A 12589-nucleotide genomic window follows, 5' to 3' on the forward strand; every position below is an offset into this window, starting at 1 on the left:
TGTATAATCTTTGTTAAAAAAAATTAAGAGATTGTATCTAAATATTTCTGCTAGTTATCTCAAATTATTGAGCCACAATCTGAGCATTTCCCATATCTTTGTCAAACAAGAAGATGGACACAAGAGCAGTTAGAGGTCAGAGAACGCTCCCTGAGACCTATTGGTTTCGAAGTCAGGAAATTTCTTTGACGCAAAAAGACAGTGGATTTAAGCAAGACGCCTTGTATGGTGTCTCAAGTAATATCAACAATACACATCTTTTTTTTGTTTCTAAGAAAAAATCTGTTCTTCTTGCAACTAGCAACGGGTGATATATTTTATCTGGAAAACCTTACCCTGAACTGAAGGTGTGCCTCAGCGTCTTCTGAAGCTTGACTTGTTTCCTATTTCATACCCTCATGTTGAGTTATTTCTTGAAAAATTGCTGTGGCATTCAATTGCGTCAAAGCTATTTTGATTCGAGTTTGCACAACTCGATCTTGCTCTTGAGTTAGCGCTTCTTGTAAAATCGAAACTGCTGAATCTGAAGCAATTTCTTGCAGCGATACTACAGCTGCATATCGTAACGCCCAATCTTCAGGATTTTTCAAAGCCCAAGTTAGTTTATCCACCACACAGCCAACAATTTGAGCGTTGCTAGCTACACTCGCAATGCGTCCCAGACCGCGTGCTGCAACGCGTCGGACATTTCCTTGACAGTGGTTAGCTACTGCTACGCCTACAACTTCCGCGAGTAAGTTAACAGCTTTGGGGTCACCGATTTGAGCTAGAATTCGAATAATCTGAGCTTGTACTGCCTGATCTTGAGTAGCTTGGTAAGCAGTAATCAGTGATGATACAGCAGCTGCAGCTACTGCTGGATGATGATGAGCCAAGGCGTCAATCAAAAGAGGAATAGCAGCTTCGGTTTTCAGTTCTATTATTGCTTGCAGCGATCGCGCGGTCTCGCTAGGAGTTGTCGCACAGCGCAATCGCGTTAAAAGGCTATCTAGTTCTGACATCTAAAGTTGAATTAATAATTCATCAACAGTACTGAACAAAAGCTGTAAGGTTTCTTGGGTTGGTTTATCTTGAGTATTGTTATCTAAAGCAGAATCTAAAATCCGTTTTAAGTTTAGAAGCTTCAAACTATTAGGAACCTTTGCCGCCACAATCGCCTGTACAACTTCTTGACTGTAACTAATTGCTCCTAAATCAAAGACTGCTGCCCAGCGCAAATACATATTTTCATGACTAAGATTTTTCAGGATGCGCTCAATATACTGTGGTTGTTTAGTCAACAAGTACAAATAGCGGGCAGCTGCACATTGTACTCGCTCTGAAGGATGGTCGAGAAAAGGTTTGATCCAAGAACAAGCTGACCAAACTTGTAAAGTTCCCAAAGCTTCAATCAGTACTTCCAAGGGTTTTTCTTGGCTAGATTTCAGGAGATTAAGTAAAGGTTCAACTGCTCTGGAATCGCGGATATTTGCTAAGGCTTGAATAACAGCTTCTTGCAGCCGCAAGTCTTCAGTGCCTAAAGCTGCAATTAAGGCTGGTACGGCTTGCGGATTTTTTAGCTGACCAAGGGATCTTGCTGCTTGACGACGCAAAGGATAACCCCCTTGCTCAAGACGATAGCGCTCATCTTGTAGAGCATCGCACAGCGCCTGACAAGCTGATTGCACTTGATGCTTTCCTAGCCACCACGCAGCGTAATAACGGAGTTGATTATCTTCTCCCGCTAAAGCAGCGATCGCCGCTGTGGCTGAGAGAATTGGTTCGCTCATCTGTAAAAGAGTTTTGAAGTTTGAATTGTAGAAAAAAGTGACTAGCTCGCCAATCGCACAGATCCTTTGCTATCACTGTTGTTTACACCGATGAGACTTTGACAATTTTGCCGCCAGATTTGTGAATTTCTTGGAATGTGGTGGAAAGCCTGTCAAAGGGTACACTATAAGTTTTGACACTGCGTCGTACTGGGACTCTAGAGCCGATTCCACCTGCGATCGCTTCAATCACGAACATCCGACTATCTCCCCTAACCGCAGAGGTTCCTAGCGTTCCAGCACTTTTTGTCGTGAAAGTCATACCACTAGGCGATGATGGAAGCGCAATCCAGTTTGTTGAATTCCTAGCAACTTGCATTCGTAGGCGGGAATTCTTCCGTCCAAACTGCGCATTATCACTGTTACCCCTACCTCGATAAAGCGCAAACATTCGATTGTATCCTACCGTTTTCATGCCTGGTAGCGACTGAAATCCACGGTAATAGGGAACAATGTAATCGCCAAAAGCACTGTCGTATTCAGCACTATATATGTAGGAATCAATTTCAGCATCATAGCCTTGAGTTGCATACAGATCTACGTGTTCAGCAATCTCTGACTGATCGTAGGGCGCGCGCCCTAATAAATGCTTGTAATTTACCTCAATAAATCGCTCTTGAGAATTATTTAAGAAAAAACACTCTTTGTAGAAATCAGATTTTGCTAAAGCCTGGATAAATTGCCTGACATTGATTTTACCGTTACGTAATAGTGACTCAACACTGGCAAATTTTTCACTTGCATAGATTCCTTGTCGCCCAAATACTTGTTCATAGGCAGCACGGAAGACTCGTTGTAAATCATCTTCACTCCAATGAGGGCGAAGCTCAACTTTTTTACCTTCTACCGCATCAAATGCAAGCTGAGCCGCAACTGAACTACTCATGTTAAAATTTACTCCATTACAAAAATTTTGTTCTAAGTTGAGTGGGTGACAATCAACGTAACTTAAAGGCTGGTAATTGGTAACTGGTAATTGATACAGTTAGCAATTTTCTATTAACATTTTCAACTCAAAGCTCAAAACTCTTTTTAGGATTCAAATTAATGGCTAATTACTAATCATTCGCAAGCAACAATTAGCAATTAACCATTAACGATCGAGAATGAATGGTTAGCTCAAAGCATTGATTGCATAGTTGATATAAGTATTTGCTTCTCCAGCAACATCGCCACTGAGACCGTGATTATCCCTAACAAACTCTAAAGCTGCTACATACCAGCTAGGAGATAAACCAAGTGCGCTATTGAGTTCGTTCAAGCCAGCGATTACGTATTCATCAAGTGGACCAGTACCACCTACGACACAGCAGTAACTAATCGTACGCAAGTAGTGATCGATATCTCGAACACACTTATTTTTACCTTCAGGCGTAGACGCATATTGCGGTCCTTGCATTTGGGTAGTGTAAGGAAACTTTTGATAAACGTGATTAGCGGCTGCTTCTGCCCATTTTTTACCATTGTTGGCAAACGCTTGGGCAGCCTGTAAACCAGCTTGGGCGCGGCTGAAGCGACCAAAAATTGCTTGCATTTCGGTGTTGCTGAGGTAAGAACCACGAGAATCTGCTGCGGCGATCGCTTCAGTTAAAGGTGTTTTCATTATGAGTACTCCTAAATATTGTATTGTGTTGAATTATGGTTGTTAGGCTACAGCATTAGCCGCACGGTCAAAGTATCCTGCGAGTTCCGACATTAACTGACTGCAATCACCTTGGGTAATTCCGTTGGGGTCGTTAGCAATCGCAATTGCTTTCTCTTTCATCTTGCGAATTCCAGAAGCTACCGCATCACCAGGAGTACCAAGTGCTTGATAAGTTTCGCGCAGACCGTTTAAGCAGCGATCGTCCATCACGCTAGCATCGCCTGCTAGTACCGAGTAAGTGACGTAGCGCAAAATAAATCCCATGTCACGAATACAAGCAGCTTGGTTGCGATTGTGGAAACAAGCACCACCAGCATTGAATATTTGTGGACGCTCAGCTACTAGATCGCGATAAGCATTTGCCACAATTGTAGAAGCATTGCTTGTCAATCGGTTAACCACATCTAAACGCTTGTTACTATCAGAAACCATCGCTGATAGCCCATTGAGTTCGTCATTGCTGAGGTAAGAACCTTTTCTATCGGCTTGTTCAACTACCCGCGAAAAAGCATCTAGCATTTTATTAATTTCTCCTTAATTTAATGGCAGCTTAGATCGAGTTTTATAAAGTACTTCAGGAATTAAATAGCTACAAACTACTGCCAACAAAAACTCGCTAACAACGATACTCATTTTTGTTAAAATATCGTCAGTCGTGAATAATTTAGTAGTTTTGTTCAAAGAATCTTTTTGGCAAAAGAAAGTTTTATGTGCTATAGATTCCTTGCCATTTTTATACAATGTGTTTGATATCTTTTTGATTAAAATATATGAGAAAATGTAAATCTAAACCAGTAGAAGAGCTTTTGTTTGCTAGTAACACATTTGAATGTGTTTCTGATATTTTTAAGCGTACAAAAGTAATTATTTGTATACCTTTCTTTACAGTAGCGCAAACAAAATCTTAATGATTAAGACATTAATAGCAGCAGCAACTGCAAGACTTGCCGCAAAGCTTTACAAAACATTTAAATCAATACATTTTGTAAAGGTTAATAAAGAATTATAGGAAAAATCCTCATTTTTTAGCAAAAAGATTAGATCAATTTATAAAAAATCAATCTAAATCAATAAAACTCTTTTGAGTTTTAGGAAAGCTTTTTAAGCTCTACTAACGAATAGTGGTTCGGCGACGGAGGACTTCCAGGAGTGTGGCAAAAGTGGCTGGTAAAGGTGCAATCGCTTCAATTGTTTCTCCAGTAACGGGATGCTGCAACCTCAGTTTCCAAGCGTGGAGTGCTTGTCCAGGAAGATTCACCCCAACCGAATGACCCGAACTATAAACGGGGTCTCCAACAATCGGATGACCTAACGCAGCACAATGAACGCGAATTTGATGGGTACGCCCTGTTTCTAACTGAAAGTGCATCAGCGTATAGTTACCTAATCGCTCTTGAATTTGCCAGTGTGTAATTGCAGAACGTCCCCCTTTCTCTACAGGGATAACAGCCATTTTCTTGCGATCCACTGGATGACGACCGATGGGAAGAGCAACTGTACCACTTTCCGATTTCGGAACGCCGTAGACTACACCAAGATATTCTCTACGTGCAGTTTTTGCTTTCAGTTGTGCTTGCAGATGTTGTTGCGCAAAGTCGGTTTTGGCGATCGCGATCGCACCTGTCGTATCCTTATCTAAGCGATGCACAATGCCAGGGCGCTGTACGCCGCCAATTCCAGGTAAGTTAGAACAGTGGGCGAGTAAAGCATTGACTAACGTACCTCCAGCATGACCTGGTGCAGGGTGAACGACTAACCCTACTGGTTTGTTAATAATCAACAGCGCGTCGTCTTCATAAAGAATGTCTAGCGGAATTTCTTCTGGTTGCAAATCCAGTGGTTCTGCGTCAGGAATCTCAACTGTAATGCGATCGCCTGGTTTTACCGCGATTTTTTTGGACGTACAAACTCGCTCGTTGAGTTGTATTTGTCCTTGTTCGATCAAGTGTTGAATGCGCGATCGCGACAAATCAGGCAATTGTTGTGCTAAATAACGGTCGAGGCGATCGCCTTTGGTTTGAACTTGAATATTTACGCTTGACTGAGAAATACAAACTCTATTGAACTCACCCATTTCTATTGTGGCGCGAATCGACATATATCGCGCTTTTTATATGAGGTTTTATAAGAATAAGTAGTCTTACCCATCAACCGATCGCCAGTTACCCAGGACGACAACCAGACAAGACTTCGTGCAGCATAACAACTTTGCCAATCACTGCGATCGCTGGTGCGCTGAATTCTTTCTCTTTCATCTGCGTCACTATTGTTGCTAATGTGCCAATCAACTCTTCTTGTTCTGGGCGCGTACCCCAGCGAACTAAAGCGATGGGTGTCTCTAAACTCAATCCAGCCGCTTGCAACTGTTCAATGATGTAAGGTAGATTGTGTATTCCCATGTAGATAACAATCGTTTCAGAACCTTGCGCGATCGCCTGCCAATTGACGATTGGGCTATACTTGCCTGCAGCTTCGTGACCTGTTACGAATGTGACTGAAGAACTATAGCTACGATGCGTTAACGGAATTCCAGCATAAGCAGGTGCAGCAATCCCCGAAGTAATTCCAGGAACAACTTCAACGGGAATTCCCGCTTTAACCAAGTCTGCCATTTCCTCGCCACCGCGACCAAAAACAAACGGATCGCCGCCTTTTAGGCGTACTACGATTGCATTATCTTGCGCTTTTTCAATCAATAGTTTTGTAATCTCATCTTGAATTAACGAATGACGCCCGCGACGTTTTCCCGCATGAATCTTTTCCGCTTGCGGGTTAATCATCATCAAAATTGCTGGACTTACTAATGCATCGTAAATGACGACATCTGCACACTCTAGTAATCCTTTACCTTTTAACGTCATCAATCCTGGATCGCCAGGTCCCGCACCTACCAAATAAACCTTACCCAATTCCTTTGTCTCCACGTGCATAATGGTTTATTTTTCAACCAAGTCTCGAATTAAACTGGCTAATTCCGCACTCGCGCCGATTGGTTCTGCTAAATGTAACTTTGTCTCAAAAGATGCTTGTAATTGTGCTACAAGTTGCGCGATCGCATCAGTAATTCCCCCAGGAAAAAGAAAGTAAGGTAAAATCCCAATTTGGTGATGACCTGTATTCACTAACGCTTGTACGCGTGACTCCAAACTTGGTGCAACTGCCCAATAAGCATCTACAGCATTCAACTGTTTGGCTATGACTCTTACAGGTTCTTTTGCACCAGGGCGGCGACTGCCGTGGGATAATAAAATCCAAGTTGCAGCTTTGTTTTTCATCATTGCTGCTAGTAAACGCACTAAACCAGGATGCGTACCTAGATGCGGTCGTAATTCAAGCGCGACTTTTTTTCCCAGCGTTTGTTGCGCGATCGCCACTTGTGCGGGAATATCTTCTTTAACGTGCGTTCCTGGTAATAAAAAGACTGGGACGATTTGGACTTTGCTGTAACCTTGGGCGATCGCGCGAGCGCTAAACTTCTCTATTTGCTGTGCCAATAACAGTGGACTTAGCTCTAAACAGGCTTGACCAACAAGCGGTTGCTTAGTTGAACTGACGCTGATAGTAGATATACGATGGTGGAGACGACTTTCGTCAAACTGCTGTTGATTACTTGCAGCAACTTGTGCTGACAAGGAGTTAGAGAGCAATTTTACCAACTGCTGCATAGCAAATCCTGGTCGCGGATCGCGACTTCCATGTGAAACCAGCAAATAAGCAGATGGCATTGACTAAATAATATCGATATCGTTATCTCTTAGCTATTATAATTAAACTTTATTTCGCATTTGTTCTGTATCATTTTTATCTAGTTTGGATAATTAGAATGCTTGTGAAGGACGTGGTTAAGCAATAACTTGCTATTAGTTAAAAGGTCAGCAGGTTAAATTCCTACTGACCTATTCAAATCTACATTTGTATACTTAGAAACTCAGAAGCTTATTGCTTATCAGCAACGGGGTCAGCAATATAACGGAAGGTTGGTTCAGAGTTCCAAGGACCGCGTTCGTCTTGCTTGCCGTTTGTCGATAGATTGTAATAGATATCTACTGTTTCATCCGGCTGAATTTCACCGAAGAACGGATCGGTAAGTTTGCCTAGCGAGTCCAAAGCTTTCATGAACATCTGGGTATGAGAGATCTCGCGCGTTAGGAGATGAACTAAGGTTTTTTTAGTACCTTCGTCAGGAGCCAACTTGATAAGATCTTCATAAGTTTGACGCGCACCCGCTTCTGCCGCAATATTAGCGCGTAAATCGCGGACTACGTTTCCACCTTCATTGAGATAGGTTGCTGTCCAAGCGTTTCCCTGGCTATCCAAGAAATGAGGTCCCATACCGCGCACAGCGAACAATGTACTCTTGTAAGCTTCCGTCTGGTCAACATTTTTGGTGTGCGCTTCAATTAGCTTACCAACCATTTCTAGATGACCAAATTCCTCAATTGCGATATCTTGAAGCATATCCTTGATACCAGGATGCTCAACGTGGAAGGACTGTACCCAGTATTGTAAAGCAGCAGAAAGTTCGCCTGTGGCTCCCCCAAACTGCTCTAGCAGTAGCTGTGCAAAACGGGGATTTGCTTCGTCAATATTGACAACGTGAATAGGTTCTTTTTTGTGAAAAAACACAGTGTTTTCCCTCTCTTTAACTGCGGTGTATTAAATTCAGTTGGATAATTTGTGGTATAATCCGGAAAATCAACCAACTGAAATTTAATTTCAGACGGGTTTGTAATCTTTTTAAAATGTTAGTCTTAACGGCTAATTTAATACTTACCTCGAAAGAAAGATTTCGCAGTTAAATCTTTCTACCCAAAGTTGGCATCTTTAGGGTTTTTCAAATTTTTTTCAATTAATCCAGAATCTACTCAAAAGCGTCATTAATAAGGTTATATATTATACATTTAATACCAGGCTAGATAAGAGGATACTTGACCGTAAAACGAAAGGGAAACAAAAATAATCTACAGAGGTCGATCCAAAATGTAACCAATATAAACAAGCCTGAGTTATTAGAAATAAGGAATAAATACTCGTGTTCTTCTCCAAACGCCGCCAGTGGCTAGCCATTTTATTATTCAGCTTTTGCCTAAGTGGGGTTTTACTATTAAACAGTAGTTGGGCTGCAACACAACCAGAACCTACACAAATCGAGACGACGAATACGTCTGTCGTTAACCAACCACTCTCTATTACAGAAAACGTCCGCAAGACAGTGCTAGAGAATGGGCTAACAGTCTTGACAAAAGAGGTTCGGACGGCGCCCGTCGTGAGCGTGCAAGTATGGTATCAAATTGGTTCACGGGATGAAGCGCCAGGAGTTAACGGCATCGCGCACCAACTAGAACATATGTTATTTAAAGGAACGACCGAGCGACCGATTCAGTTTGGACGCTTGTTTAGTGCTTTAGGAAGTGACTCAAACGCGTTTACTAGCTACGACCAGACAGCTTACTTTGGGACAGTAGAACGCAACAAATTGCAAGCATTACTAGTGCTAGAAGCAGACCGGATGCAAAACGCGTTGATTGACGCAGCGGAACTCGAAAGCGAAAAACGAGTTGTGATTTCTGAGTTGCAAGGATATGAAAATGACCCAGGGTATCGTCTGAGTCGGGCTGTGATGCGGGCGGTATTTCCTAATAGCCCTTACGGATTACCTGTCGGTGGGACAAAAGCCGACGTGCAAAACTTTACAGTCGAGCAAGTTCGCGAGTACTACCGCAACTACTACAACCCAAAAAATGCAACTTTAGTCGTCGTCGGGGATTTTGATACAGATACAACCTTGGCGACGATCGAAGAAACTTTCGGTAAAATCCCGAATCAAGAGTCAGCGCCTAACGCCATCGGTTCAGAGAAACTGCGATCGCTACTCGTTCAAAGTCGCAGACTAGAGTCTAACACGACCAACAAGCCCCAAACTGCCAATGCGCCAATTGTTCTGCGCGAGCCAGGTGCTGCAGCTTTGATACAAACAGTGTATCCATTACCAACTAATATTAATCATCCTGATGTCCCTGCACTCGATGTGATGGATTACATCTTAACTGAAGGTAGGAATTCACGGTTATATCGCGCTTTAATCGAAACGGGCTTAGCAAGCAGTGCGAGAGGATATGTCGCTAGCATGAAATCATCTGGTTGGTATAGGTTAAGCGCAACTGCCGCACCAGGTCAAGAGTTACCAAAAATTGATAGTGTAATGCAACAGGCGATCGCGCAGTTGCAAACTCAAGGCGTTACCCAAGAAGAAGTTAACCGCGCTAAAGCCTTAGTCAAAGCCACAGTTATCTTAAGCAATCGCGATATTACCTCGCAAGCCATGCAACTTGGTTATGACCAAACAACAGCAGGTAATTATCGTTTTACAGATCGCTACTTAGCCGCCATCGAACAAGTGACACCAGCAGACGTGCAACGCGTTGCCAAGACTTACTTGCAACCAGAAAAACGCCGAGTTGGCTTGTTTGAACCGACTGCGATCGCTGCAGAAGATCAATTTCCTGGTGCAGCTGATGCGACGCAAACGCACGAAAGCCTCACCGCTGGACCACCTGCTGACCCCGCAGAAGTTGCCAAATACCTACCACCCATCGAATCGGCAACACCAACCGCGCGTCAGTTACCTGAGCAATTTAAACTGACAAACGGGCTAGAAGTCTTACTTTTACCCGACAAAAGTACGCCAACAGTGACACTGAGTGGCTACATCAAAGCTGGTTCAGAATACGATATTAATGCTAAAGCAGGACTAGCCGCACTCACCGCAGATAACTTAATGAATGGCACTAAAACGAAAGACGCGCAAGCCTTGGCAGCAGCCTTAGAAAATCGCGGTGCGAGATTAGAATTCGCAGCTTTTCGGGAAGGAGTTGACGCAACTGGCTACAGCCTAGCGACAGATTTACCAGTTTTAATTGAGACATTTGCAGATGTGATGCAAAATGCAAACTTCCCTGCGAATGAATTGGAACTTGCACGACAACGCGCTTTGACGAATTTAAAGCTAGAGTTGGATTCACCTGCACAAGTAGCGCGACGCCAATTTCAACAAACAGTTTATCCGCCAAACCATCCTTACCATAGCTTCCCCACAGCAGAAAGCTTGCAGCAAATTAGTCGCGCAGATGTGATGCGCTTCTATCAACAGCACTATCGTCCCGATCAAGTGTTCTTGGCTTTGGTGGGAGACTTTGAACCGCAACAAGTGCGATCGCTTCTCGAACAACAATTTAAAAACTGGCGGTCTTCAGGTAAACCACCTGCACTCGATTATCCGCAAGTATCGCTACCAAAATCGATAGTACAGCGCAATCCTGTTCTACCTGGTAAGACTCAAGCAGTTACGTTGATGGGTTATCGCGGAATTGAACGGCGCGATCCGCGCTATTACAGCGCTTTAGTGTTAAATCAAATTTTGGGTGGAGATACGCTATCTAGTCGCTTAGGAACTGAAATTCGCGATCGCCAAGGTTTAACTTATGGCATTTATAGCTATTTCATAGCAGGAAGAAATCCAGGTCCATTTTTAATTCAAATGCAAACCTCCCCAGAAGATGCGGCGCGGGCAATTGCTAGCACAACTCAATTGTTACAGCAAGTTCACAATCAAGGCGTTAGTCAAAACGAATTAGACACCGCAAAGCGATCGCTGACAAGTAGCTATACTGTTTCTTTAGCAAATCCTGATAGCATTGCAACTCAGATTTTGATGAATGCAGTCTATGAACTTGGTACAGCCGAATTACGTGCTTTTCCACAGAAGATACAATCAGTGACACTTGCTCAAGTCAATCAAGTAGCAAAAGAGTTGTTGCAGCCAAATAATCTTGTTGTCGTTACCGCAGGACCTGGAAATACCGCTGCCAACCGCTGAAAATTGCGATCGCCTGTAGCGAAAAGATAAATTACTTTAGAATAGAAAGGAATACTTTATAAAAATGCCGCATCTTTGGCGATCGCACAACTGAATTACAGCAAATTTGCTGTAGTACTCGTCGTCATTCTGAATACCCTCAATCATCACATCGAGATTTCATGAACATTCTTAGCAATTTACTATCTCAACCGACTCAAGCCCCGCGTCAGAAAAAGCAACGCAGAGGTATCGAAATTAAATCAGCGCGTGAAATCGAGATCATGCGTCAATCGGCGAAGATTGTAGCCACAGTGCTCAAAGAAATTTCTGAGATGGTACAGCCAGGAATGACGACAGCTGACTTAGATGCTTACGCAGAAAAACGCATCCGCGAAATGGACGCAACTCCAAGCTTCAAAGGCTATCACGGCTTCCCTGGTTCGATTTGTGCAAGTATCAACAACGAAGTTGTCCACGGTATTCCTAACCCAAAGAAAGTTATTCGTAACGGAGATGTTTTAAAAGTTGATACGGGTGCATACCATCAAGGGTTTCATGGTGACTCGTGCATTACAATTGCGGTTGGTGATGTCTCTCCTGAAGCTGCTAAATTGATTCGCGTAGCCGAAGAAGCACTATATAAAGGCATTGAACAAGTTAAAGCCGGAAACTACTTGATGGATATCGCTGGGGCGATTCAAGACCATGTAGAAGCAAACGGTTTCGTGATTGTCGAAGACTTTACAGGTCATGGTGTCGGTCGTAACCTTCATGAAGAGCCGTCAGTGTTTAACTTCCGCACGCGCGAAATGCCCAATGTGAAGTTAAGAGCAGGAATGACGCTTGCAATCGAACCAATTTTAAATGCTGGTTCTAAACTGACGCGGACACTCAGCGATCGCTGGACAGCAGTAACAGTAGATAATTCACTTTCGGCACAGTTCGAGCATACCGTGTTAGTCACTGATAGTGGTTATGAAATTCTGACGGATCGGACAAAAGTTTAGACAAGTATTTAACAAGTACTTGATATGTTTGTTTTGAGAGGTAAAATTTCTTAACGAGAATTTACCTCTCTTTTGTATGAGTTTTTAATAGTTTGATAAGTATTGATCGGTCTACTTTTTCGATGCTCGTGCTGTAGGGGAAATTTTATCTAAAAATGCTTATGGCATCGGGTTCACATAGAGGCAATTCGCGTACTCTATTCAAGAATCTAATAGTAATGAAAGTATAGTTGAGGATCTTGTTAGCTCTCACTTCTGACCGCCGCCCCCT

The 12589-nt window shown here is 43.0% G+C and carries 11 protein-coding genes; 2 read left to right on the plus strand and 9 right to left on the minus strand.

What is annotated here, in order from left to right; genetic code table 11:
• Window positions 1-383 precede the first annotated feature (383 nt).
• The 9 genes from B1A85_RS11015 to B1A85_RS11055 all read right to left on the minus strand — a co-directional run bounded on the left by B1A85_RS11015 (window position 384) and on the right by B1A85_RS11055 (window position 8079).
• Window positions 384-1001, minus strand: a complete 618-nt coding sequence (locus B1A85_RS11015; protein WP_104546964.1) for a HEAT repeat domain-containing protein — start codon at window positions 999-1001, stop codon at window positions 384-386.
• Window positions 1002-1769: a HEAT repeat domain-containing protein gene (locus B1A85_RS11020; protein WP_104546965.1), complete on the minus strand. Its 768-nt coding sequence runs from the start codon at window positions 1767-1769 to the stop codon at window positions 1002-1004.
• Window positions 1770-1851: 82 nt separating this feature from the next.
• Window positions 1852-2694 carry a phycobilisome rod-core linker polypeptide gene (locus tag B1A85_RS11025; protein ID WP_104546966.1) on the minus strand — a complete coding sequence of 281 codons (843 nt, stop codon included), beginning with the start codon at window positions 2692-2694 and terminating at the stop codon, window positions 1852-1854.
• A 228-nt stretch (window positions 2695-2922) separates the two neighbouring features.
• Window positions 2923-3411, minus strand: a complete 489-nt coding sequence (locus B1A85_RS11030; RefSeq protein ID WP_104546967.1) for a phycocyanin subunit alpha — start codon at window positions 3409-3411, stop codon at window positions 2923-2925.
• Between the two features lie 42 nt (window positions 3412-3453).
• Window positions 3454-3972 carry a phycocyanin/phycoerythrocyanin subunit beta gene (locus B1A85_RS11035; protein WP_104546968.1) on the minus strand — a complete coding sequence of 173 codons (519 nt, stop codon included), beginning with the start codon at window positions 3970-3972 and terminating at the stop codon, window positions 3454-3456.
• Window positions 3973-4564: 592 nt separating this feature from the next.
• On the minus strand, window positions 4565-5527 hold the full coding sequence (locus B1A85_RS11040) for an RluA family pseudouridine synthase (protein WP_104547325.1): 963 nt from the start codon (window positions 5525-5527) through the stop codon (window positions 4565-4567).
• An 88-nt stretch (window positions 5528-5615) separates the two neighbouring features.
• Window positions 5616-6383, minus strand: a complete 768-nt coding sequence (gene cobA / locus B1A85_RS11045) for a uroporphyrinogen-III C-methyltransferase (RefSeq protein ID WP_104546969.1) — start codon at window positions 6381-6383, stop codon at window positions 5616-5618.
• A 6-nt stretch (window positions 6384-6389) separates the two neighbouring features.
• Window positions 6390-7178: a sirohydrochlorin chelatase gene (locus B1A85_RS11050; RefSeq protein WP_104546970.1), complete on the minus strand. Its 789-nt coding sequence runs from the start codon at window positions 7176-7178 to the stop codon at window positions 6390-6392.
• Window positions 7179-7389: 211 nt separating this feature from the next.
• Window positions 7390-8079, minus strand: a complete 690-nt coding sequence (locus B1A85_RS11055) for a manganese catalase family protein (RefSeq protein WP_104546971.1) — start codon at window positions 8077-8079, stop codon at window positions 7390-7392.
• Window positions 8080-8485: 406 nt separating this feature from the next.
• On the opposite strand from B1A85_RS11055, the gene B1A85_RS11060 reads away from it, so the two are divergent.
• Entirely contained in the window at window positions 8486-11329 is a 2844-nt protein-coding gene (locus B1A85_RS11060) for a pitrilysin family protein (protein WP_104546972.1), read from the plus strand.
• 161 nt (window positions 11330-11490) lie between these two features.
• Window positions 11491-12318 carry a type I methionyl aminopeptidase gene (map, locus tag B1A85_RS11065; RefSeq protein ID WP_104546973.1) on the plus strand — a complete coding sequence of 276 codons (828 nt, stop codon included), beginning with the start codon at window positions 11491-11493 and terminating at the stop codon, window positions 12316-12318.
• The last annotated feature ends 271 nt before the right edge of the window (window positions 12319-12589 follow it).

Origin of the sequence: Chroococcidiopsis sp. TS-821 (assembly GCF_002939305.1) — a bacterium.
Taxonomy (GTDB): Bacteria; Cyanobacteriota; Cyanobacteriia; order Cyanobacteriales; family Chroococcidiopsidaceae; genus Chroogloeocystis.

What these genes read in the sequence shown, in the direction of transcription:
- B1A85_RS11015 (WP_104546964.1), bottom strand. Translation starts at nt 1,001, where the DNA reads ATGTCAGAACTAGATAGCCTTTTAACGCGATTGCGCTGTGCGACAACT.
- B1A85_RS11025 (WP_104546966.1), bottom strand. Translation starts at nt 2,694, where the DNA reads ATGAGTAGTTCAGTTGCGGCTCAGCTTGCATTTGATGCGGTAGAAGGT.
- B1A85_RS11050 (WP_104546970.1), bottom strand. Translation starts at nt 7,178, where the DNA reads ATGCCATCTGCTTATTTGCTGGTTTCACATGGAAGTCGCGATCCGCGA.
- B1A85_RS11035 (WP_104546968.1), bottom strand. Translation starts at nt 3,972, where the DNA reads ATGCTAGATGCTTTTTCGCGGGTAGTTGAACAAGCCGATAGAAAAGGT.
- B1A85_RS11020 (WP_104546965.1), bottom strand. Translation starts at nt 1,769, where the DNA reads ATGAGCGAACCAATTCTCTCAGCCACAGCGGCGATCGCTGCTTTAGCG.
- cobA (WP_104546969.1), bottom strand. Translation starts at nt 6,383, where the DNA reads ATGCACGTGGAGACAAAGGAATTGGGTAAGGTTTATTTGGTAGGTGCG.
- B1A85_RS11030 (WP_104546967.1), bottom strand. Translation starts at nt 3,411, where the DNA reads ATGAAAACACCTTTAACTGAAGCGATCGCCGCAGCAGATTCTCGTGGT.
- B1A85_RS11040 (WP_104547325.1), bottom strand. Translation starts at nt 5,527, where the DNA reads ATGGGTGAGTTCAATAGAGTTTGTATTTCTCAGTCAAGCGTAAATATT.
- map (WP_104546973.1), top strand. Translation starts at nt 11,491, where the DNA reads ATGAACATTCTTAGCAATTTACTATCTCAACCGACTCAAGCCCCGCGT.